Here is a 24,521-nt window from a genome sequence, read left to right on the forward strand (position 1 = left end):
AATAGGCAACAATCTATTACGCGCTGATCCGTCTCGGAAGACAAAACCAGTAACTTTCTTGCTGGTTTCAATTTCAACCTCGTCGAGAACCATGCTTATTCCATGACTTATGGCAATAGGGTATAAAAAAACTCCTCAACCAAAAGCTGAGGAGTTATATATAGGAAGTGTCTAATTTTTATAAACCGAAAACAGATGGCAACCATAGGGTAAGCTCTGGAATCAATGTAATCAGAAGCAAGCCCAATAGCATCGCCAAGAAAAAGGGAAGCAATGGAAAGAATACCTTTGCAATAGTAGTCTTGGCCACTCCTACCCCAACAAATAAAACAGATCCCACCGGAGGTGTACATACCCCAATACATAAGTTCAATACCATCATGATACCAAAGTGGATTGGATCTATACCTAAAGTCACGACTGCGGGTAGAAAAATGGGAGTGAAAATCAATACTGCTGGCGTCATGTCCATAAAGGTGCCGACAAACAATAAAATCAAGTTTATCATGATCAAGATCATGAATTTATTGTCACTCATCGAAAGTAAAGCAGAACTAATTGACTGAGGGATATTTTCACTGGACATGGCCCATGACATGCTCATTGAAGTAGCGATCAATAACATTACAATCGCTGTTGTTTCAGAGCTTTTCAATAAAATGGAGGGGAGATTTTTCAATTTTATTTCCCCATACATAAAGGACAAGACCAAGGTATATACAACTGCTATTGCAGACGCTTCTGTTGCCGTAAATACACCTACTACTATTCCTCCAATTACTACGACCAAAAGCATCAAACTAGGAAATGCAGCTAGAAATTTTGTACCAAGTTCTTTGGCACTTGTAGGTTCTCCTGGTTTAAGGTTGTGTTTTTTGATAAAAATAGCAGCAGTAATCATCAAGAATAATCCAATTAGTAAACCTGGAATATATCCTGCAATAAATAAAGCCGCAATGGACACGCCACCGCTGGCCAAAGAATAAACGATCAAAACATTGGATGGGGGAATAATCAAACCTGTTGTAGAAGCGGTAATGTTAACCGCAGCACCCAACTCCCTTGGGTAGCCTTCTTTTTCCATTCTTGGACCTAAAATCCCGCCAATTGCAGAAGCCGCTGCTGCTGCTGAACCTGCAATGGCTCCAAAAAGCATGGCCGCAATTACATTTACATACAACAAGCCACCAGGAAGTTTTCCTGTCATGGCTTTTGCCAAATTAATTAACCTATTGGCAATGCCTCCTTTGTTCATAATCTCTCCAGCCAAGATAAAAAACGGGATGGCCAATAAGGCAAAACTATCTAGCCCCACACCCATTCTTTGGGCAATAGTGGTGGCTGAAGGAACAGATGCTATGGTAACAGTAAGTGTAAGGAAACTAGAAAAACCCAATGCCCAGGCAACAGGAACGCCAATACCCATTAGAATAACAAAACTAAGTATCAGTATAAGTATGCTTAAATATTCTTCCATGATTTAAATATTTTGGGGGGCTTTATTGTTCATTAAAATTTTAAGATCTGCCAATTGGTAAAAAAGTACCAATAGACCTGAAAAAGGGATCATCATATAAACATAAGCCAACGGCAATTGTAATGTCGCTGATTTTTGTTCCAGAATAAAGGTAATGTAAACCAGGTTTGCCCCTCCCATTATCATCACAGGAATAACAAATAGTATGATGACAATATTTATAACGATTAACAATCTTCTTTTCGCTTCGCCGACCAGTTTGGTTGGCAATATGTCTATGGCTAGGTGATTTCCTTGTCCTGCTACATAAGCAGCACCTAGCATCCCTAACCATACTAATAAATACCTGGATAGTTCGTCTGTAAAGGAGCTAGGAGATTGGAGCACATACCGGGAAAATACCTGCCAGGTAACATTAAGTACCATCACAGCCATGATGACCATCAGCAGGACCCCTACAATTTTATCTAATTTTAGTTTAAGACTGACCATTGCTTAATATTTTCTAATTTCTTGCACCAACTTATACATTTCCGGATCTGATTCTTTCATGATTTCATAAACCTTTTCCGCTTCTTTTCTAAATGGCTCTTTGTCAGGATAAATAACCTCTACTCCAGCTTCCTCCAAAATTTTCATGGATTCAGCTACTGATTCTTCCCATAATTTGTACTGGTAAACGGCTGACTCATCAGCAGCATCTTGCAGCCATTTTCTTTCTTCTTCGGAAAGTAAGTCCCAAACTTTGGTACTTACAATCATCATATCTGGGATGGCAGTATGTTCATTTAAAGAATAATATTTACAAACCTCATAATGTCGGGAAGTAACAAAACTTGGCGGATTGTTCTCAGCTCCATCTACAATTCCTTGTTGCAATGCAGTATAAAGTTCACCAAAGGATACTGGGGTAGGTGAACCTCCGAAACTCTGGACCATATTTACTGCAGTTGGGCTTTCCATCACTCGAATTTTCAAACCCTCTATATCGGAAGGAACCATAACAGGCTTGTCTTTGGTATAAAAACTACGTTTACCACCGTCGTAAAAGCACAAGCCCTTCAACCAATATTTCTCGCCAGCAGCAAGTAGCTGTTTACCTATTGGTCCCTCAAGTACTTTGGCTTGTTGCGCATCATCGCGAAACAAATAAGGTTGACCTAATATTTTAATTTCAGGTGCAAATCCCTCCATTGCTGCAGTGGAAACTTTGGTCATGGCCAAACTACCAATCTGTAATAATTCTACCAGTTCCCGTTCTGTTCCTAATTGTTGGTTGGGATACACCTGAACAATCATCTTACCATCAGATTTTTCTTCTGCCTTATCAGCTAAATACAACATGGCTGCATGTACAGGATGACTGGTATCCAATCCATGACCGAGTTTTAAGATCCTTACTCCTCCCGGTTTCGAGCAGCTCACCAAAATAGCTGCAAAAAACAGCATACTTAGGTAGATTGGAAAATTCGTCTTTTTAAATTTAAACATATGAATTGCAATATAATTTGGGTTTCTATTATTTGTTTACTTCTTAAAATTATATGAATTAAGTTTTATTTCAATAATTCATGTACAATATATATCATATAAAGCTAAGCTATAATATTTTTTAGCACAGTATGCTGCTCACCTACAGACTGACTAATAATGAATTAGCCATGCGTTTCCAGCCTGTTTCGTTTGCAATTTATTCTTGCCCTGAGCAACTCTTTTTCTGGAATTTTAGAATTTTTGTGAAATTTCACTACTAAACACCTTTAAAAAGCTTTTAAAATAATGACAATAAACCAGCAAAATTACTGGGGATTTAAAAAAAAAGAAGCCCTTAGCCTCTTTTCTTTTAATTTATTTATAAATTGTGCAATCGATTGCTCAAGATAATCAAATAATTGAAATGGTGCATAAAGTTTTACAAATTCATCCTGACGACAACGTTTTGGTTGCGTTAACGGACCTTAATAAGGGCGAAATTATCCAATTTGGAAATCATGAAATAACATTAAAAAGCAGTGTTTCTGCCAAGCATAAATTCACCATTTCTGACTTAGCTCAGGATGACAAAGTTTATATGTATGGTATTATCGTAGGTAAAGCTTTGTTTCCCATTGCATCAGGTGAGGTAATCACAACGAGCAACCTGGCTCATCAGACAGCGGCATATACTGGCCAAAGAAAGTCGTTTGAGTGGAATGCTCCTGATGTTAGCAAATGGAAAGACAGGACTTTTGATGGCTATCATCGCCCTGATGGACAGGTAGGAACCGCCAACTACTGGCTAGTCGTTCCTTTGGTTTTTTGTGAAAACCGAAACATAGAAATCATGAAGCAAGCTTTTGTAGAGGAACTGGGTTTTGCAAAGCCCAATCCCTATAAATCGTTTGTGAAGCAAATGAAGCAACTTTATCTTGATGGAGACAAAGAAGGGCTTCAGCAAGTTGGTGTGGAAACGCTAGAACAGGCAGGCGAAGAAAAATTATTCAAAAATTTAGATGGTATCAAATTCCTAACCCATAACGGAGGTTGCGGAGGTACCAGACAAGATTCTGAGGCACTTTGCGCATTGATTGCGGGATACATCAATAATCCTAATGTGGCGGGCGCAACTATTTTAAGTCTTGGTTGCCAAAATGCTCAACCTGCGATTTTGAGAGAAAAGTTAGCCAATATAAATCCGGATTTCAAAAAACCAGTAATCATCTTAGAACAACAGGAAGAAGGCACCGAACCGCAATTGCTCACCAAAGCCATCCAATCTACTTTTCTGGCCATGACAGAGGCCGATCAACTGGTAAGAGCGCCTGCTCCTTTGAGTCAATTGACTATAGGGTTGGAATGTGGGGGATCTGATGGTTTCTCTGGGATTTCTGCCAACCCATCTTTAGGTCAGGTATCTGATATTCTTGCCGGATTGGGAGGGAAGACCATCCTTTCTGAATTTCCCGAGCTATGCGGTGTGGAACAGGAGTTAATCAATAGGTGCACTACCGATGAGAATGCTGCAAAATTTGTAAAGTTAATGCGTGCCTACTCCGCATCCGCTGAAGCCGTAGGTTCTGGTTTTGACATGAATCCAAGTCCAGGAAATATTAAAGATGGCTTGATCACTGATGCCATAAAATCAGCTGGAGCGGCCAAAAAAGGTGGGACCTCTCCTATTGTAGACATCCTTGATTATACTGAAATTGTCACAAAACCAGGACTCAGCTTATTGTGTTCCCCTGGAAATGATGTCGAAAGCACTACCGCAATGGCTGGTTCTGGCGCCAACATCATTCTCTTCACTACAGGCTTGGGCACCCCGACGGGGAATCCCATTACTCCTGTTATTAAAGTATCTTCCAACCACAAGCTGAGCAATAGAATGTCTGACATCATTGACGTAGACACTGGCGGAATTATTTCAGGTGAAAAAACCATACCTGAAATGGGTGATGAGTTAATGGAACATATTATCCAAGTGGCTAGTGGTAAGATAAAAGCGAAAGCGGTTTTGTTGAATCAGGACGATTTCATACCTTGGAAACGAGGAGTTTCACTTTAAATTAAATAATAAATATAATACATACAATGTCTCAATTATTTTCAGTAAAAAACAAAGTCATCATAATTAGTGGTGGAACCGGTGTTTTAGGCAAAGCAATTGCCAAACACCTGGCCTTGGAAGGTGCGCAGATGATAATCCTTGGCAGGAATGAGGAGAAAGTAGCTGCTCTGGTAAGTGAAATCAAGGATGATGGAGGTTATGCCTACCCTGCCATAGCAGATGTAACCAACGAAAATGACCTTACTCAGGTCAAAGAAAATCTAGAGAAAGAATTTGAGCAGATAGATGTTTTGATCAATGCTGCTGGAGGCAATATGCCAGGAGCTACTGTAATGCCAGATCAAATGGTCACTGACCTGTCTTCTGAAGCTGTAAAAACGATCATGGATCTCAATTATATGGGAACCTTCCTTCCAATAAAGACCTTTTTGCCATTATTGGTGAAATCAAATAAAGCGTCCATCATAAATATCTCCTCCATGGCGGCCAGCAGACCAATGACCCGTGTAATGGGTTATGCTTCAGCCAAAGCGGCTATTGACAATATGACCAAATGGATGTCTGTAGAATTTGCTAAAAAATATGGCGCAGGATTACGTGTCAATGCTGTAGCACCAGGCTTCTTTTTAACCGCACAAAATGAAGCTTTGCTAACCAATAAGGATGGCAGCCTCACACAGAGGGGCAATCAAATCATTGCGCATACACCAATGGCTAGATTTGGGAGTCCAGAAGAACTTTTTGGGGCTGTACAGTGGCTAAGCAGTGAAGCTTCAAAGTTCGTAACAGGAACAATTACAGAAATAGATGGGGGATTTAGCGCGTATTCAGGAGTATGAGCAGTAATAAGCAGCCAATTTACATGGAACAAACCATGCGATGGTATGGTCCGAATGATCCAGTTCAGTTATCAGATATCTTACAATCAGGAGCTACTGGCATAGTAACCGCCTTGCACCAAATTCCCAATGGCCAGGTCTGGCCCCGGGAAGCAATAAAGGAGCGGAAAGCCATCATCGAAGAGGCCGGATTGACCTGGTCCGTCGTAGAAAGTGTACCTGTACATGAGAACATCAAAACCCGATCAGGGAATTTTGAAGAGTGCATTAAAAATTATCAACAAAGCATTAGAAACCTAGCTGCTGAAGGAGTTTTCACTGTTTGTTACAATTTTATGCCCATATTGGATTGGACACGGACTAACCTTGCTTATCCTATGGCAAACGGGGCAAAAGCACTTCGCTTTGAAATGAAAGCCATAGCTGCTTTTGATTTATTTATTCTCAAACGGCCGAGTGCTGCTGCAGATTATAGTGAAAGCATGAAGCAAAAGGCCAAGGCTCATTTTGATACTTTGTCTGAAGAGGAAAAGAACCAATTGGTTAATAATATCATTGCTGGCTTACCCGGAGCAGAAGAAGGTTACTCTGTAGAAGATTTTCAAAAAGCATTGGATACATTTAAAGGAATTGATGCAAATAAATTAGGTGAAAACCTTAATTTATTTCTTGATGCAATTGTTCCTGTGGCGGAAGAAAACAAAGTTTCCGTTTGTATTCACCCTGATGATCCGCCCTTTCCTATTTTCGGTTTGCCAAGAGTGGTAAGTACTGCCAAGGATTATGACCGTATCCTGGAAAACAACAATAGTCCCTATAACGGTTTCACCTTTTGCACCGGTTCATTAGGAATCAGGGCAGACAATGATCTTCCTGCAATGGTAGAAAAATATGGTGAGCACATTCATTTCATTCATTTGAGAAGTACTCAGCGAGATGAAGAAGGAAATTTCTACGAAGCCAACCACATGGAAGGTGATGTTCCTATGGCAGATGTTGTAGAAGCCATTGTGAAATTACAGCAGAAAATTGGTAAATCACTTCCTATGCGTCCAGACCATGGACATCAAATGCTGGATGATCTGGGAAAAGTCACCAACCCTGGTTATTCTGCCATTGGTAGACTGAAAGGACTTGCTGAATTGAGAGGTTTGGAAATTGGAATTGCCAGAAGCATTTGAATGCAAAATAGAAGTTATTAACAATACATCAACTAACCTAGGAATTATTATGAATAAATCTAATGATAGCAGGAGGGATTTTATTAAAAAATCTGCTTTGGCAACCATGGGCATATCTTCTTTAGGAGCTGTAGGGTTTTCTGCCAAAAGCTACGGGAATATCATCGGAGCAAATGACAGAATTAACTTAGCCATAGCCGGTTTAGGAAGAAGATTGGGCGCATATTATGAGCCTATAAAATTAAAATCCAGCAATATAAACCTTATGTACCTCTGTGATGTAATGCCATCGCAAAGAGAAAAGGCTGCTAAGAATTTCCAGAAACACATCGATTATCAACCAAAACTTGAAAATAGTATTCTCAAAGTATTGGAAGACAAAGAGGTAGATGCTTTGATCAATGCTACCCCAGATCACTGGCACGCACCAGGTACCTGGCTAGCACTTGAAGCAGGTAAAAATGTCTATGTAGAAAAACCTTGTAGCCACAATCCTTATGAAGGAGAGCTTTTAGTAGCTTACCAAAAGCATTACAATAAGGTGGTGCAAATGGGTAATCAGCAGCGCTCCTCTCCTGAAAGTATCCAAATCATCAAGGATATTCATGAAGGTGTGATCGGGAATGTTTACAAAGCAACGGCATTTTACAATTCAGCCAGAGGGGAAGTGCCTAACCAAAAGAAGGCTACACCTCCAAATGGTTTGGATTGGGAATTGTTTCAAGGACCTGCGCCGAGAAGAGAGTATACAGAAGAAACCTGGAACTACAACTGGCATTGGTATGGTTGGGACCATGGAACAGCTGAAGCTGGCAACAATGGCACCCATGAAATTGATGTTGCCAGATGGGCACTTCAGGTAGATTTCCCTGAAAAAGTTTCCGTAGATTCAGGAAAGTACCATTGGCCAAATGATGGCTGGACCATGTACGATACTATGGATGCTGTATTTAAGTTTTCAGGCAATAGAACCATTCAGTGGGACTGCAAAAGCCGAAATGGACACAATACCTATGGCCCGGGAAGAGGTACCATCGTTTATGGAACAGACGGTTCTGCTTATATTGATAGAGGCGGTTACAAGCTATACGATAGAGGTGGTAAGTTAGTTAAAAACAGTGAATCCAGTAGCAATGAGGCTGGCACTGCACTTGGAGGCGGAGGCGATATGTCTACCCTTCACGTGGTTAACTTCTTCGATGCTATTCGAGGAAAAGCAGAACAAAAAAGCCCTATCGATGAAGGTGCTAAAAGTGTATTGCTTTGCCACTTGGCCAATATCGCTTCCAGAACAGGAGAAGTACTGACTTGTGATACTTCAAATGGTCACATTACTAATAGTAAGAAAGGGAAAGCACTTTGGAAAAGAGAGTATGAAAAAGGATGGGAGCCTAAGTTAAAAGCTTAAGCTTTTATTATTTTTCAAAACAATAGTCAACTTTAAATCCCCGGATGTATTTCGGGGATTTTTTTTACCAATTTCACTATAATAGCTATTCAGCTTGTCTATTTTAAGAGCTATGCCAATTAAAAATCGAGAATAAATCAAGGTTAGGGCTAAAATCGGTAAATGGAAGGCATTTATTTTTTTTTGATTTATCTGTTCAAAGCATGCTATTTATTTCAATTCAACCCCCTCTTTTCTTACTTATGGTGTTTAAGTATTTTGCATACCTATTCATTACCCAAAGGTGTAACTTTGCTTGGGTATTTACATAAAAAAACCAGGGAATTTTAGGCACATATTCGTGGATGGCAGTAATAATATATTTACCACCCAATACCTCTCGGAACTCCAGCCAACCATAATTTGACCGACTTACTAACCAACCGCCTGAAATATAAAAAAGCTGTCGTTTTTTATCACTTCTATCCTTCACCCATGACAATTTTAGCATTGGCGTTTTTATAAATGACAGGTGCAAACTGATGACCCTGTCTTTGTTCTCTTTCGCAATAATTATGGATTTAAAGAAAATAGGTAACCAGGTCTTATAACGGTTTGCTGCCCAATAGGCGCTTTTACGAAGAACATTTGGCAAACGCTGTATACTTCTAACCGTATTTTTATGCTTTTCGATTGGTTTGAAAGTTGGTAACAAAGGCTCCTTCACCGTCTCAAGTGCGATTTTAACCGCCTCATCATAACTTTGGTAATCAATAGGAGCGGCATCAAAGGCCAATTCTTTGGAAACCGTCATGGTATGTTTCAGGCTTTCTATTAAAGGTGAAACAAGCTGAGACGGACTTTCTCCAAAATATCCCACCCATAATTTTGATAACCCAGGAGAGAAAAAAGGAACAGAAAAAACCAATCGCTTCTTACCCATCACATCAGAAGTTTTGATTAGCATTTCCTTGTAAGTCATTACTTCAGGACTACCTATTTCTATGGCTTTATCATACACCTCTTCATTACCTAAACAGGCATCAATTATGGTAAGTGTGTCTTTTAGAGAGATAGGTTGGGTTTCCGATTCTGTCCACTGCGGGCATATCAAAACAGGTAATTTTTTTACCAGGTTCTTGATCATATCAAAAGAAGAACCCCCCGGCCCCACAATGATACTTGCCCTCAGGGCAGTCAAAGCGGCAGTTCCAGTAGATAAGGTTTCTTCTACTTCCAGCCGACTTTTCAAATGTTGTGACCATTCCTCTTCAGGTTCCCCTTTGGGTAAAATACCTCCCAAATAAATGATCTGTTTCACCCCATTGGCCGTAGCCGCTCTTGAGAAATTATCGGCCAAAAGTAAGTCCGTATCTTCAAAGCTTCCCTGGTTAAGCCTGGTGGAAGCATTCATAGAGTGTACCAAATAAATGGCAAAGTCCACCCCTTCTAGTGCTTGGGTAGTTGAAGAAATGGAATACAATTCCACCTGTCTCCATTCTATATCCTGCTCAGGATTGCTTTCGACTTCCTTTCTACTAAGGCCTACTATGTGGTACTGGTCCTTAAACCTGTCCATAAACCATTTACCTATATATCCTGTAGCTCCTGCAATGGCTACAACCTTTTTTTCTGTTAGCTTCATCATATTACAAACAAGTCAATGTCCAAATTGTTGGCACATCTATAAGTTATTCATTTTATTGCCTATATCTTTGTGTAGACAAGTAAAAATTCAATCATTATGCAAAAGTTTTTAATAGTTTGGATAGTAGGAGTATTTATGCTATCACATTTATCAGCTCAGGAGGAAACGGATTGGAATGTTTCCGAGCCAAATGGTGATTGGGAATTTGATCGAGTAAATTTCACAACGGATGAAGGTACTTGGATGAATTTAGATGTAAGCCCTGATGGTCGTACCATAATTTTTGACATGTTAGGTGACCTCTATGCAATCCCTATAGATGGAGGTACAGCAAAGCCTTTAAAAACTGGAATGCCTTTCGATGTTCAACCGCGATTTAGTCCAGATGGAAAATGGATTTCTTTCACCTCAGATGCAGGAGGAGGAGACAATATCTGGGTAATGAAAGCAGATGGAACCGAAGCAAAACAAATCACCAAGGAATCCTTCCGCTTGCTCAATAACGCTGATTGGATGCCCGATGGTAACTTTCTGATTGCAAGAAAGCATTTTTCTTCTGGCAGGTCCCTTGGTGCTGGAGAAATGTGGCAATACCACATTTCCGGAGGTGATGGTTTACAACTGACCAAGAGAAAGAATGACCAGCAAGATGTAAACGAGCCATCTGTTTCACCAGACGGCAAGTACCTGTATTATAGTGAGGACATGTCTCCTGGAGGCAGTTTTCAATACAACCGAGATCCAAATGGTCAAATCTACGTGATCAAGAGATATGATTTTCAAAATGGAGAAATAGAAATTATTACTGGTGGACCTGGCGGGGCAGCAAGGCCGCAAATATCTCCTGATGGAAGCAAACTTGCTTTTGTAAAGCGGGTAAGAACAAAGACAGTGTTATATGTCCACGATCTCGAAACTGGTGAAGAATGGCCTGTATATGACCAATTAAACAAAGACCAGCAAACAGCTTGGGCCATTTTCGGAGTGTATCCTGGATTCTCGTGGATGCCAAAAGGCGACGAATTGGTAATATGGGCAAAAGGAAAATTTCAAAAAATAAACACTTCCAATCTTGACCAGGTTACAATTCCTTTTTCTGTAGATGTCAGCATGCCACTGGCAAAAAGGGTACATTTTGAACATCAAATCGAACGCGAAAATTTCACCTCAAAAATGATAAGGGATGTGAGCACTTCCCCTGATGGAAAATCCATTGTATTTAGGGCTTTGGGTTACGTTTGGACAAAAGAGCTGCCCAATGGCAAACCCAAAAGGTTAACATCAGGAGAAGATTTTGAAGCGGAGCCTGTCTTTTCTCCAGATGGGAGTAAGATTGCAATGGTTACCTGGAATGATTTAAACAAGGGTACGATTGCAGAAATTGACATGAAAAGCAGAAAAATCACAACCCTAATCCAAGAAAAGGGGATTTACAGACAGCCCTCCTATTCTCAAGATGGGAAAAGCCTGGTATATAAAAAAGAAGGAGGTAACCTGGACCAAGGGAGAACATTCACTAAAAACCCTGGGATTTATTTACTTAACTTCGAAACCGGCAAAAGTAAATTTATAACCGCTGCTGGTGATTTCCCAATGTTTACACGGACTGGTGAAAGGATTTTCTTTCAGACAGGTGGCAAGTTCTTTGGTAACCTGACCAAAAGCCTAAAATCGGTGGACATTAATGGAAAAGATGAAAGAACACATATTGAATCAAAATATGGCAACCGGTTGGTTCCAAGTCCAGACAATAAATGGGTCGCCTTCATTCACCTTCATAAAGCATATGTAGCGCCCTTAGTCCTCAACGGACAAACGAATAATCTTGATGACAATAGTAAATCAGTGCCTGTTGCCACATTGGATAAAGACGCCGGACTTTACCTTCACTGGTCCAAAGACAGCAAGACCGTGCATTGGAGTTTGGGTGATCAGTACTACAGTAAAAAACTAAATGAGACGTTTACATTCCTTGGTGCAGCGGCCAGAGAAGGCAAGGAGCCAAGAGAAGAAGGAATAAGCATAGGCCTCAGTGCTAAAGTGGACCAACCAATAGGAAGCATAGCTTTTACAGGAGCCACGATTATCACCATGGAGGGAGATGAGGTCATTGAAAATGGCACTATCGTTACAGATGGAGCCAAGATTCTGGCTATTGGCGAAAAGGATAAGGTCAAGTTACCAAAAGGTGCAAAGGTTTACGAAATGAGTGGCAAAACCATAATGCCAGGAATGGTGGACGCACATGCCCATATTGGAGCTTTTAGAGATGGCCTTACTGTGCAACAAAACTGGCAATTGTATGCAAACCTGGCCTTTGGGGTCACCACTTCCCATGATCCTTCTGCCAATAGCGAAACCGTATTTACATTATCTGAAATGGTAAAAAATGGCAGTTTAGTAGGGCCTAGGATTTTCAGTACAGGCTTTATTTTATACGGCGCCGATGGAGATTTTAAGGCTGTAATTAATAAATTGGAAGACGCCAAATCCTCTATCCGTCGTACCAAAGCATTTGGAGCAGGCTCCGTTAAATCTTACAACCAGCCAAGAAGGGACCAGCGACAACAAGTATTGCAAGCAGCCAGAGAACTCGGCGTAAATGTAGTGCCAGAGGGAGGTTCAACATTCTTCCATAACATGTCTATGGTGCAGGATGGCCATACCGGCATCGAGCACAACATCCCAATAGCCCCGGTTTATAAAGATGTGCTTGAATTCTGGAGCCAGTCAAAAGTTGGCTACACCCCTACCCTTATTGTCAATTATGGCGGGCTTAATGGGGAGAATTATTGGTACCAAAAGACCAATGTTTGGGAGAATGAGAAGCTTTTGCGCTTTACGCCAAGAGGGGTAATCGATGGGCGGTCAAGACATAGAACCATGGCACCTGATGAGGAATATGAAAATGGACACATCCTCACTTCCAAACAAGTCAATGCACTTGCGGAAAAAGGAGTGAAAATAAACTTAGGAGCACATGGGCAATTGCAAGGTTTGGGAGCCCATTGGGAGCTTTGGAGTTTTGTTCAGGGAGGCATGTCTAATCACGACGCATTGAAGGTTGCAACAATAAATGGTGCACAATATATCGGAATGGGCAAGGAAATTGGCTCTTTAAAGGAGGGGAAATTGGCAGACCTTATTATTATGGATAAAAACCCATTGGAAGACATAAAAAACTCCAAGTCCATCACACATACGATGATCAATGGAAGGCTTTATAAGTCGGATACAATGGATGAAATTGGAAATGAACCTAAAAAAAGAAGGCCTTTTTATTGGGAAAACAATCTTTTTAACGAAGCCTTTCCATGGCATGAAAGCATTCAGAGCAACACACACAGCGGCTGTGGCTGCCATCTGAGTGCAGACTGATTAATTTACCTTGTCTACAAAATAAAAGGGATCTTGTTGTAAATACTGGATCCCTGTTTCCCATACAGCTCTTGCCTCCATCACCACAGTCTTTGCTTCTAGCATATTTCCAGTTCTATAATCTCCAAGTTCAAGAATGTTAAAAAGACGGTCATAACGTTGCTCATAGCCCTTAAAGCCATGCCTTTGATAGGTTTTGTTTAGGGTTTCTCCATTTGCAAGCTGAATTTCATGTGCAACCCTTTCGCCAAATAAATAAGGTGAAATGAATTTTTCTTCGACTGCATGCATAGATGTATTGGGACGTGTTCCACATCCTAAAAACAGTATCTTTCCCTTTACCAATGGCAATTTGGCAAAAGGTGAGTAAGGGCCACAAGGTGTTTCATCTTTAAGATGATCTTTTAAAAGGAAATCTGCTTTAGCTCCCAGCCCACACACCGAATGAGTAGGATGAATGCTTCTTTTCACACCTGGGTAAGCTCTGAAAAATTCCGTTAGACCTCCGACACAAGAAGCTGTAGTTAATTCATTAAAAATAGGCTGATTTTTGTGTACTGTGGTGTAGGAAAGACTTGGCATTAATAGGGTTCCTTCCTCGCCCAAACAATCCAACAAAACTTTCACAATTCTTTCAGCTCGATTGGGAAATCTCCCCATAGCGTTGAGTGAAGAATGGATTAACAAATGGTCTCCTCTTCTTACCCCTAACCTGTAAATATCTGACGATAAGCGCTTTGAAATTTCGTCCATAAAATTCTTAAATAAGCCTATGGCAATCAAATGCTATTGCTAACCTAAAACACTGATTAGGCCACTCAAATTTAGGCAAAAATTTTCCAGTTAGGAGAAAACTCACCTACATATTTCTGGACGCTTACACATCAGAACGGATACAACACAAAAGCTTCCTTATTTATAGTTGTACCAACCACAATAAAGGAAGCTAACAAAGTTTTCAAGGCTATTTATTCAAGAAAGAGGAGTACATCCAAACGAGCTTTTCCTGTTCACTAATATAGTCACTCATCAGGGCATTGGTTCCTTCGTCTTCTGCATCAGCAGAAAGAGATAACAACTCCCTCTGTTTCATTATTATGATTTCAAATGCTTCCAAGATTGTTTGAACACCTTCTTTTCCTTCAGACACATTTTTTACGCCCTTTATTTTTGCAACATTTGTGTAATCCTCGAAGGTGTGTAAGGGTGTTACTCCCAATGTCAATATCCTTTCAGCTACTTCATCTACTTTTAGGAGTAAATCGTTATAAAGTTCTTCAAATTTTAAATGTAACTCGAAAAACTTGTCTCCTTTAATATTCCAATGCAAACCTCTGGTATTTTGATAAAACATCATATAATCTGCAAGTAAGTTATTTAATCCTTCAGCTAAAGATTTACTTTTAACTGCGTCGAGTCCGATGTGATTGGTTTTTTTCATTTTGGTTATTTTAAAATTTTTATTGAATTTTATTTTGCAAACTGTGCCAAGCCCCTCCATTGTGAACTTCACTATAACCTTTGGATTTTAATATTCTTTTGGCAGAGGCACTTCTCATTCCACTTGCACAACAGGTAATAATGGGCTTGCTCTTGTCTTTAAGCCTACCAAGATTACTACTTAACGCATCTACAGCTATATTTGTTGACCCTTTTATATGTCCACTTTGAAATTCGCCCTTACTACGAACATCTAAAATAATAGCCCCTTGTTTTACCAATCCGGCGAAATCCACCTTTGGGCCAAAACCAAAAATTTGTTTGATTGTATTTATCATTATTTTATGCAGTTTGAGTTTGGTAATAATTAACGTCTAACCAAGAACCACCGTTGTGACAATCAATCCCCTGTTGTTTTAAATATTGCGTAGCTTGAGCACTTCTACCCCCGCTTGCACAACACAATACCAATGGATGTTCAAAAGACGTAAGCTCCTCTTTTCTTTTATCCAACTCATGTAAAGGTATGTTAATTGAACCCGCTACATTTCCGCCGCTAAACTCCATAGGAGTTCTTACATCTATTATGGTACCTTGTTTATTTTTGATTATTTCAATTACGTTCATTTTTTATAAGTTTAGATTTTCTTTTCAAACGTTGTTAACAATAAACCACCCTACCATTAATCACAGTTTAATTGACACCAATTCCGATGTAATTACTGTTTTATAAGCTATTTCCAGCAAAGACCGTAAACTGTTGGACGTTTTGATAATGTAAAGGTGTGAAAATGTATTAACCTGTACAGGTACTTTTGTTACATAAGAGAAATAAATAGCTGCTCGATAGGTTACCAACTACTTTGGTTTTTAAGTTTTATACTGATAAAACCTGAGGATTGGGATGCCTTTTTATAGGCTATTTACAAGCAGAGGATTAGCTAGAGATTAGATAAGTCCTGCGTCCACCCTCTCCAAGGTACTGAATAAATTGTTTACGCATCCCAATCGGACCCAAAAGGCTTCAGGTCCAACAAATCCAATCCATTAGAGAATGCCATTGTATGGGGAATTGTGACGGAAAGCATAAAGAAATATACAATATTGGCCAGTATAAATAGGCTTAAAACCCTTTTACCTGCTAAGTTTTTTTTCTAGAAATTCTTTCAGGGTTTCCAATTGTTTTATGGTTTATTTTAAAATTTTGTTACCTTTTTATAAAGCAAATGACCATGTACCATTTGTGTCTTTAATCAGCACAGCCTAAGGATGCACCTCTACGATGAGGCGTCGGTAAGCGTATAAATTGGGAGAACCATTGTCATGAACTTCTAAAACAAGGTGGATTTCCTTGTTCAAAGCATTTAAAGGGATAAGCACTTTAGTTGAAGAAGATTCACTATTCTGAATAGTTACCGAACCATCATAGGAACTCGGTTCATCATAAAAAGACCATTTATAACTCAGTTCATCTCCATCAGGATCACTGGACCCCTCCGCATTTAATTCAATGGTTGCTCCTGCCTTTGCCGATCTTTTTAATACCGAAAGCGTTATATCTCCATTCAACACTGCTTTTGGATGATGGTTTGCATCCTCATATCTGCTTGTAATACTCCAGTCCATACGTGCTGCAAAATCATTGTTATAGCCATCACTCCATTTTTTAATTGCTTTGGCCTTTTCAGGAGTATTGCCATACATATAATAAGGATCGTACATTAATTCTGCATCTTCTTTTATTTTCTTCACTTCGGACATGCTTCTGATACCTTCTTGCTTGGCAAAACTAAAACGACCACCCCAGCCTCCCTGATCAATTTGCTCAGGATCATTTAACCCATTGGGATACACATGCATAAAGGCAGGCGAGTCCCCTTCTGTTGCCCATTGGCGATCAGGATATTCGGCACCAAGAGGCCCATGGTTTTGGATGTGATTGTCTAAATATTCATCGGAAGGAGCCCAGCCATATACTCCTGTAGCACGGATGTAAAATACTTGCGGGAAATTTTTCGCTATCCAAGCACCTGAATCATCCTGACCCAAAATATCGAACAATCTCAGTTTACTTAGAAATGCATTGAAGGCTTCTTGAGAACGTGTTTCCCTCACTTTCCAAATGGCTTGAGCAGCAGTATTCATTCCTCCCCACCCCATAATCCAAACTGGTCGTGGATCGGCTTTGTCTGCAGCATTTATAATCAATTCTGATCCAGGACTGTCTTTTCCTAAACCTACATCAGACATGCCATAGCCCAATTGCCCCATAATGGAAATTGATTTCAGGTATTCTGGACTTGGGAATCCTTTGGCATGAACCGTAAGGTTATCGTAAACTTCAGCATAAGCATTGACAATTTTGTCCAGCATATCTGTATTACTTTGAGTTTTTCTCCAACAACCTGTAGAAACGATCAAGCCTTCAATATCGAATTCATTGGCACTGACCAATTGCCGCACCATGGATTGTTTGTCATCCGGATCCGCCCCCAAATCAGTGGTATTGATGACCCTAGGTTTATATATACCATTATCTATCGAAAGGATGGCTGGCACATAGGATTGATTGGAATTTCCTTCACTAGTAATTTTCGCATCCTTACCCAATTCTGTTTTTATAAGATAACCGTCTTTTTGCTGAAATGTATTTTTACTATGTGAATAACTTACCATGACAATGCCCAATACACCTATTGTAAGGGTACAAATAATCGTAATTATTTTTCTTTTATGAGATGAGCAGTTAGCGCCAATTTCGTTTTTCAACTGAGTCATATATTATCGTTTAACCTTTATATTAATAATCAATTAATTTAGGGTTTAGCTATGAAACAAATCTAGCACATGCTATTTCATGTAACCCATACAAATATCTTCCCCTATATAACCTTAGTGTAATTAAGACAGGCATCTAAAAAGAAACGCTTTCGTAAAACTATTGATTTATTTTGTTTTTTTTTCACAAAACAAAAATAAAAGTAATAATAAAAAAATAAACGAAAACAAACATTAGCCAAAATACCTATCCATTTTATGCGTTCCAGTAGCATGGAATAAGGCTAATACAGCCAATTAGAATTCAGCGGCTTTTACTTCTGTTAAGTGCATTTTCATTGCTTAATACATTGCCACTATTAGTAAAGATGACCTACTTATCCTGTATCTCTGGGAGTACTTAAAATGGGAAATCAAATCCTTGCCTTCTGCAGAAGCAAAGCCCAATCACTTTTTGGATGATTAAAAATTTTGTATTGCCAAGAGAGAGTTCCTAAGCAAAAAATGTAAGGGTTGCTATTACTTTCCAATAAAATCCAGCTTTTCACTTACCTCATTGATCCAAACACGCGCCATTAATTCATGTCCCGCAGGCATAGGATGAACCCCATCCCAAACCCAATATTTTGCAGGTGCTTCTTGGCAAGCTTTATTAAAAGGTTCTTGAAAGGGCACATGAATGGTTTTATAGTCTTTCGCCAATTGACGGATTATAGCCTGCATTTTTTGAATCACATTTTGCCAGGCGTCCACTTTTTCTTTTGCCCAATCAGCTGGCAATAAAAAAGGTTCACATAAAATAAGAATGGTGTTCGGCAGTTCTGCTTTGGTGGTATCTAAAAGCATTTTATAATTTTCATGCCAGGTCTCTATTGCGTTTTCATTTGCAAGAATTCCAGATACATCATTCACTCCTATTAAAATACTTAGCACATCGGGTTTTAGGTCAATGGCATCTTTCTGCCAGCGTTCTTGCAAGTCTTTTACTTTATTTCCACTTATGCCTCTATTGTAAAACATTAAACCCTCTTTTGGATAATCAAACCATAGACGGCTGGATACAAGATAAGCATAGCCATGCCCCATAATATGGTTCCAATCTTGGTTTCGAGACCTCCCACCATCAGTAATCGAGTCTCCTTGAAATAAGACCGTCAAACCTTTCCAATTTTTGGTTTTAAGCGCATTACTTTTCTTTTTGCCTGCCTTAAGCATCCTAGGCCAACTTAATAAAGACAAGCCTGTTAGTCCAAGTTGAATGAAAAACGCTCTTTTTGATGTCTGCATTTGAGGATTGTTTTAAGTTGGAACCTACCATTTTCTGTTATTCTTGAAACCCCATTCAGGGATTGTTAACACCTCAAGCTATAAAAAAATAGACAAACTATCATTGAAGGGACCAATCAATTCTTCAGACCGAATATTTCCATTGCAAAGATTGCGTGGTGGATATATCTTTATAGGTATTTATTTTGTCAACCTGTTATTAACGACAAAAAAATCTACAAGACATAGCTTATCTGTTTGTTTTTCTAGGCCAATCCCAGTTTATTAAATCCTGGGAATGACTAGTGGCTGTGTAGGAATATATAAGCCCATTTTCAGACCTCACAACCGTATAATAAAGGTGAAAAGTATTCTCATTAAATAAAACCGCTGGGTCTCTATATGCCACTGAATCGTTTCCCGAAAAAATAATGGGTGACGCTAAACGATCTAATAAATTTTCTTGTGCATTCACTGGATGTGCAAAATCCAAGGAAATAATTAATATCGACAGAAAAAGCCATTTCAATGTATTCATTTTTAGGTTCGCTATTTAAGCAAATTTTAAAAACCTTACCTTCTAATGATTTGTAGAATTTAAGAAATTTCAATTGACATCAAAAATAGTTTTTACCACATTGGTAATTAAGGTGTTATCAATCCCAAAGCCCATTGGAGGCGGTGAGAATAATAGGGTCACTGTCAGTAATTAAAATTGTCTGTTCATGTTGGGTTACATACCCTCCTTTGTTTCCTACCAATGTCCATCCATCCATTTGTTCTACAGCGTAGGTAGATTTTGTTGAAATAAAAGTTTCAATTGCTACGGTGGTATTTTTCTTAAATCGGTTACGATTGCTTCTAACCCTGTAATTTAGGATATCTTCAGGTGCTTCATGTAAACTTTTTCCAACTCCATGCCCTGCTAAGTTTTTGATAACTTTAAAGCCTGATTTCCTGGCTTCCATTTCTATTACATAGCCAATATCTGCAATCTTGACACCTCCTTTTATCCTGTTAATAGCTTTTTGTAAAATGCTCTTGGAGGCATTTACTAGTGGTTGATGGTTATGAATGTCCTTTCCGATTACAAATGAACCTCCATTGTCCGACCAGAAACCATTTAGCTCGGCAGAGACATCTATATTGATCAAATCACCTTCTACCAAGATTTTATTTGATGAGGGTATACCATGTGCCGCTTCTTGATTAACACTGATACAAGTGAATCCTGGAAAATTATACGTTTCAAATGGGGCAGATTTCGCTCCGTAACTTTTCAAAATTTCACCACCATAATCATCTAATTCTTTGGTTGACATACCCACTTTAGCATACTCAATCATTAGCTTGAGAGTTGTTCCGACTACCTCGCTAATTTTTTTCATTCCAATTAGGTCAGACTCTTTTGTTATTGACATACTATTATTTTTTATATTTGGCTTAGTCTTCCGAAAAGTTATTAATCGTTTTCAGAGCAAAAGTAGCAATAATAAGGGAGTTGTTCCCCCTAATCTCGAAATCGGAATGTAAAATGATCCCTGAAGACGAAATTATTATAAAAATTAAAAGGTAATAACTCTTTACTAATACCATTACAAACAAATTTGCAAAGATCTTAGGGATCAACTGAATTGATTAAGGTAACTTCCAAATAGCTATTTTTAGTTTCTACGCTTCCAAGCTCAATGGCAAACTAAACGTGAACTTACTACCTATTCCGATAGTACTTTCTACCCAAATATTTCCACCAAGCTTTTCTACAAATTCTTTACAGAGAATTAAGCCTAAACCAGATCCTCTTTCATTTCCTGTACCAATGGATGATAAATTAGTAGATAAGTTGAAAAGTTTAAGTTTTTTTGCTTCACTCATGCCAACTCCATTGTCAATAATAGCTATTTCAACCTGTTGGTCGTTTAACGTCGCAAGTAATTCTATTTTACCTCCAAAATTTGTAAATTTTATTGCATTGGAAATTAAATTTCTCAGAACAGTTGTCAATAAATTTTCATCCGTATGAAGTACTATTTCGTTTTTGGAGATATATTCTAAAGAAATATTTTTAACATTTGCTAGAGATTTTTCATGATTTAAAATCTCATGTACAACTTCAGATAAAATGATTTTCTTTGGATCATAGGCTAGTTCTCCAGTTTGAGACTTTGCCCAATTCAATAAATTGTCCAGTAATACTAAGGTATTTTTGGCTGATGAATTTATAATTTCTATGTATTTTTCATATTGATCATTCTCCCCAAAATTATCACTTTTGAGGAGAAGTTCCGAAAGGCCTATTATGTTGTTAAATGGCCCCCTTAGGTCATGGGCTATTATTGATAATAATTTATCCTTAGTAGCATTAAGATTTTTAAATCGCTCTTCACTTTCTTTTAATGCTAATTCGTCTTTTTTTCGTTCTGATATATCACGAATTACACCTACCAAAAATTTATTTCCATTGCTATCAATAAATTGTGATTTCCTGGTAGATATTATTCTTGTTATTCCTCCAACTGTTAGGGTTTCTTCATTAATATTTTCAATACCATTTGCTAGTACCATCCTATCAATTTTCATAAAACTCTCTCGTTCATTCGGAGGAACATGTTCAGCGAGAGTTTTACCAATTATATCGTTTCTCGAAAGATTGAACAACTTGCAGAAAGCGTCATTCACCAATACTAATTTACTTTCATCATTTTTTATGAAAACTGAATCCCCCATATTGTTGAGCAATATATGAGAGAACTTCTGATTACCTATTTTAACTTTACCTAAATTGGGGTCCTCTTTTCTAAGTGGTTCTGTCTCTCCATTCGACTTTCCATTTAACTGAAGTAGCTCATATTGCTTTGTAAGCGCAGCAATCTGTCTTTCTAATTCCTGATATGATTGTTTTTTACTCATATTTTAAAATTTGATGAATTATAATGAAGCCCAATCATTAATTAAAAAAGTTCGTTTGTCTCCGTATTCATTGTTATTATAATTATCTAGTCAATCTCCATTTAAACTATAAACCTTAACAGAAATATGATTAGAAAAATGCTTAATATTCTTTTCTATTACTTAAATCCCCTTTAAAAACTCCAAACCATAGGACCTATATTAAACGAATACTACCTTATTTTATACGAGCATAAATCACTTATTCTTATTAAAATTCCCTAAACCTCCAATTAATAATTTAAGATATTAAAAAAAATCAACAAATATTGAAACTAAATCATAAGATTTGAAACACTTAGGATTTAAATTAACGGAATTAGCTATATCGGGAAGCATTGCGAGTAAAAAATTGTCTGGTAAAACTAGATACGTTAATACTATTTAATAACTCAAATAAGGTCATTACTTCATATTATTCAGTGGAAGTAATGACCCAATCAGCTAAATATTTAATTTCATTACAACTTCGCGAGGGTCGTGGAAGATTTTTAAAGAGGAAACCAAGTTTTTCAACGGTTTGCCATTTACGGAAGAATTTGGGCATATTGACATACAGTAACTTACCTAGTTTACTATAATTGATACATAGATATCTACTTAAGATGTTTCAAAAATCATTCAATAAAAAAGTTAAATTTTCATATGCCTTTTGTATCTTTCCTCTTTACACGCTCAAAAAAACCAATTATGAAAAAAATGAAATCTCTTTGCTTGGCTTTGACATTAACCATTTTGATGGTCGTTTCAACCACTTACCAATCCCATGCCCAACTTCAAGCCCCAGCACCCAGCCCTTCAAGCTTTGTTTCTCAAAATGTGGGCTTCACTAAGATTAGTATTGATTATTCCTCTCCTGCAGTAAAAGGCAGAAATGTATTTGGTGACCTCGTTCCTTACGGTACACCATGGAGAGCCGGCGCCAATGCACCAACAACCATTGAATTCAGTACAGCTGTAAATATCGCTGGCAAAACAGTAAACGCTGGTAAATACACTGTATTTATTACTCCTGCACAATCCGGTGACTGGACCATTCATCTTAATAGTAAAGGCAATGCGATCTACGCCTATATTCAAGATGGAAAAGTAAATTCGACTGCGCTTGCAAGTGATGATGCTGTCGCTATAAAAGTAAGTCCTAAGACATCCATGGATGCACAAGAAAGACTTTCCTATTCTATTTCTGCAGAGGACAATAAAGTAGCCAAAGTCACCTTTGGTTGGGACAACGTAAAACTTTCCTTTATGGTAGATACGCAAGTAGATAAATTAATGGAAGGCTTTAAGGGTGCTTTTTAATTTAAAAAGTTATTCTAAAGACATAAAAAAAACCTCTTGACGGAGGTTTTTTTTATGTTCTAAAGATAAATATGTCTTGGTTTAGCCTGTAAAATTAAACAGGCAACTTTACTTCAAACTTGGAATAAGCACCCATTTTAGCATCAATTTTTAAAATTCCTCCCATTGAGTCTATTAAATGTTTAACCAAAGGTAAACCGAAACCATAACCTTTTTCCCCAGCTGTTCCCTCTGTAGTTTTACCTTCACCTTTCATAATTTTTTCAATTTGATCTTCTGTCATCCCTGCTCCGGTATCAGTAACCTCAATCTTCAATTCCTTTCTATAATTTTTTTCAGAAAGACTGAGTCCAACGCCTATTTTACCACCTTCAGACGTAAACTTGATAGCATTTGAAATCAAATTACCTATTATTTGAAGTAATTTCGTTTTTGGGAATCTCATTTCTAAATTATTACCGGTCAACTCAATATTAAATTCGACTTTTTTCTGATCGGCTTGAACTCCATATAGGTTTTTCAATTTCTCTTTTAAAATTAAGAGATTATAATCGCCCTCATTCGTTAAAGTAGGGGCATGTTTATGGTTGTCATGGGTAGTCAATATTTGATCGGCTAATTCAAGCAAAGATTGACTACTACTTTGAATAACTTTAATAAACTCCAGAACGTCATCCAACCGATTTTGGTCACCTTGTTCTTTAATTATTTGCGCCAAACCTATGATGCCGCCTATAGGACCTCTAATGTCATGGGCTACCTGCTCTTGTTTTTCCAAAGAGTCCTTGACCTTGGATTTTAATTCACTCACAGACTTAATAATTTTTAACCTGTTCATGATCTCTCCGGCAATAATTTCCAACAGAGCTATCTTTTCAGGACTGATAACCCTAGACTTTTTATCTAGCACACACAGTGCCCCAAGATTAAACCCTGATTCAGTCGTCAATGGCACCCCTAAATAATACCTTAAATTTGGATCAGCAGTTACATATAGCTTATTTTTAAATCGTTCATCTTTAGAAAGATCTTGAATTTCAAGAGAATTGTTTTCCATAATGGTATACTGGCAAACAGACTCTTCTCTGGGTAATTGCATGACGGGTAAACCTTCACTCGCAACACTCCACTGAGTTACAGCATCAATTAAATTAACAAATGAAATATCCGTCCCTGCCACCTTAGCGGCAAGTTTGGTAAGGTCTTTTAATTGGCCCTCTAATTCTTGATTATCTAGATCGTAATCGGCCAATGCTAACAGTCTATCGAATTCATTCGAGGAGATTGGACTTTCCATAAAAATACAGTTATTAATTTTAATGGAAGTTA

The 24,521-nt window shown here is 38.2% G+C and carries 20 protein-coding genes; 6 read left to right on the forward strand and 14 right to left on the reverse strand.

The window, feature by feature from the left end; all coding sequences use genetic code 11:
* Positions 1-178: 178 nt before the first annotated feature.
* The 3 genes from AAC073_RS14270 to AAC073_RS14280 are packed head-to-tail and all read right to left on the reverse strand — an operon-like array spanning position 179 to position 2,968.
* On the reverse strand, positions 179-1,477 hold the full coding sequence (locus tag AAC073_RS14270) for a TRAP transporter large permease (protein ID WP_339924457.1): 1,299 nt from the start codon (positions 1,475-1,477) through the stop codon (positions 179-181).
* Between the two features lie 3 nt (positions 1,478-1,480).
* Positions 1,481-1,969: a TRAP transporter small permease gene (locus AAC073_RS14275; protein ID WP_339924458.1), complete on the reverse strand. Its 489-nt coding sequence runs from the start codon at positions 1,967-1,969 to the stop codon at positions 1,481-1,483.
* A gap of 3 nt (positions 1,970-1,972) precedes the next feature.
* Positions 1,973-2,968, reverse strand: coding sequence for a TRAP transporter substrate-binding protein (locus tag AAC073_RS14280; RefSeq protein WP_339924459.1), 996 nt, complete (start codon positions 2,966-2,968; stop codon positions 1,973-1,975).
* A 406-nt stretch (positions 2,969-3,374) separates the two neighbouring features.
* On the opposite strand from AAC073_RS14280, the gene AAC073_RS14285 reads away from it, so the two are divergent.
* Genes AAC073_RS14285 through AAC073_RS14300 form a run of 4 tightly spaced genes read left to right on the forward strand, consistent with a single transcriptional unit; the run spans position 3,375 to position 8,452 of the window.
* Positions 3,375-5,021 carry an altronate dehydratase family protein gene (locus tag AAC073_RS14285; protein ID WP_339924460.1) on the forward strand — a complete coding sequence of 549 codons (1,647 nt, stop codon included), beginning with the start codon at positions 3,375-3,377 and terminating at the stop codon, positions 5,019-5,021.
* A gap of 26 nt (positions 5,022-5,047) precedes the next feature.
* Positions 5,048-5,863: an SDR family oxidoreductase gene (locus AAC073_RS14290; RefSeq protein ID WP_339924461.1), complete on the forward strand. Its 816-nt coding sequence runs from the start codon at positions 5,048-5,050 to the stop codon at positions 5,861-5,863.
* A 23-nt stretch (positions 5,864-5,886) separates the two neighbouring features.
* A complete protein-coding gene (uxuA, locus tag AAC073_RS14295) occupies positions 5,887-7,044 on the forward strand; it encodes a mannonate dehydratase (RefSeq protein WP_339924503.1) in 1,158 nt (385 codons plus the stop codon).
* Positions 7,045-7,093: 49 nt separating this feature from the next.
* Entirely contained in the window at positions 7,094-8,452 is a 1,359-nt protein-coding gene (locus tag AAC073_RS14300; RefSeq protein ID WP_339924462.1) for a Gfo/Idh/MocA family oxidoreductase, read from the forward strand.
* A gap of 220 nt (positions 8,453-8,672) precedes the next feature.
* Here AAC073_RS14300 and AAC073_RS14305 read toward each other — a convergent pair whose 3' ends face one another.
* Positions 8,673-10,076 carry an NAD(P)H-binding protein gene (locus AAC073_RS14305; protein ID WP_339924504.1) on the reverse strand — a complete coding sequence of 468 codons (1,404 nt, stop codon included), beginning with the start codon at positions 10,074-10,076 and terminating at the stop codon, positions 8,673-8,675.
* Positions 10,077-10,175: 99 nt separating this feature from the next.
* Here AAC073_RS14305 and AAC073_RS14310 point away from each other — a divergent pair, with 99 nt between their 5' ends.
* A complete protein-coding gene (locus tag AAC073_RS14310) occupies positions 10,176-13,457 on the forward strand; it encodes an amidohydrolase family protein (RefSeq protein ID WP_339924463.1) in 3,282 nt (1,093 codons plus the stop codon).
* Here AAC073_RS14310 and AAC073_RS14315 read toward each other — a convergent pair whose 3' ends face one another.
* From AAC073_RS14315 to AAC073_RS14355, 9 genes are all read right to left on the reverse strand, one after another.
* Positions 13,458-14,210: an AAC(3) family N-acetyltransferase gene (locus AAC073_RS14315; RefSeq protein ID WP_339924464.1), complete on the reverse strand. Its 753-nt coding sequence runs from the start codon at positions 14,208-14,210 to the stop codon at positions 13,458-13,460.
* Between the two features lie 211 nt (positions 14,211-14,421).
* Complete coding sequence (locus AAC073_RS14320; protein ID WP_339924465.1) at positions 14,422-14,898, reverse strand: Dps family protein; 477 nt, start codon at positions 14,896-14,898, stop codon at positions 14,422-14,424.
* Positions 14,899-14,917: 19 nt separating this feature from the next.
* Positions 14,918-15,235 carry a rhodanese-like domain-containing protein gene (locus AAC073_RS14325; RefSeq protein WP_339924466.1) on the reverse strand — a complete coding sequence of 106 codons (318 nt, stop codon included), beginning with the start codon at positions 15,233-15,235 and terminating at the stop codon, positions 14,918-14,920.
* Between the two features lie 4 nt (positions 15,236-15,239).
* Positions 15,240-15,524 carry a rhodanese-like domain-containing protein gene (locus tag AAC073_RS14330; protein WP_339924467.1) on the reverse strand — a complete coding sequence of 95 codons (285 nt, stop codon included), beginning with the start codon at positions 15,522-15,524 and terminating at the stop codon, positions 15,240-15,242.
* A gap of 636 nt (positions 15,525-16,160) precedes the next feature.
* A complete protein-coding gene (locus tag AAC073_RS14335) occupies positions 16,161-17,675 on the reverse strand; it encodes a nucleoside hydrolase-like domain-containing protein (protein WP_339924468.1) in 1,515 nt (504 codons plus the stop codon).
* Between the two features lie 519 nt (positions 17,676-18,194).
* On the reverse strand, positions 18,195-18,962 hold the full coding sequence (locus AAC073_RS14340; protein WP_339924469.1) for an SGNH/GDSL hydrolase family protein: 768 nt from the start codon (positions 18,960-18,962) through the stop codon (positions 18,195-18,197).
* Between the two features lie 229 nt (positions 18,963-19,191).
* On the reverse strand, positions 19,192-19,479 hold the full coding sequence (locus AAC073_RS14345) for a hypothetical protein (RefSeq protein WP_339924470.1): 288 nt from the start codon (positions 19,477-19,479) through the stop codon (positions 19,192-19,194).
* A gap of 118 nt (positions 19,480-19,597) precedes the next feature.
* Positions 19,598-20,362 (reverse strand): type I methionyl aminopeptidase, encoded by a 765-nt coding sequence (gene map / locus AAC073_RS14350; protein ID WP_339924471.1) that lies wholly within the window; start codon positions 20,360-20,362, stop codon positions 19,598-19,600.
* Positions 20,363-20,612: 250 nt separating this feature from the next.
* Positions 20,613-21,851, reverse strand: a complete 1,239-nt coding sequence (locus tag AAC073_RS14355) for a HAMP domain-containing sensor histidine kinase (RefSeq protein ID WP_339924472.1) — start codon at positions 21,849-21,851, stop codon at positions 20,613-20,615.
* Positions 21,852-22,580: 729 nt separating this feature from the next.
* On the opposite strand from AAC073_RS14355, the gene AAC073_RS14360 reads away from it, so the two are divergent.
* The gene (locus tag AAC073_RS14360; protein ID WP_339924473.1) at positions 22,581-23,192 is read left to right on the forward strand and encodes a DUF2911 domain-containing protein; all 612 of its coding nucleotides are present in this window, start codon (positions 22,581-22,583) and stop codon (positions 23,190-23,192) included.
* A gap of 94 nt (positions 23,193-23,286) precedes the next feature.
* On the opposite strand, the gene AAC073_RS14365 is transcribed toward AAC073_RS14360, so the two are convergent.
* The gene (locus AAC073_RS14365; protein WP_339924474.1) at positions 23,287-24,489 is read right to left on the reverse strand and encodes an ATP-binding protein; all 1,203 of its coding nucleotides are present in this window, start codon (positions 24,487-24,489) and stop codon (positions 23,287-23,289) included.
* Between the last annotated feature and the right edge of the window lie 32 nt (positions 24,490-24,521).

Source organism: uncultured Cyclobacterium sp. (genome assembly GCF_963977555.1).
Classification (GTDB): domain Bacteria; phylum Bacteroidota; class Bacteroidia; order Cytophagales; family Cyclobacteriaceae; genus Cyclobacterium.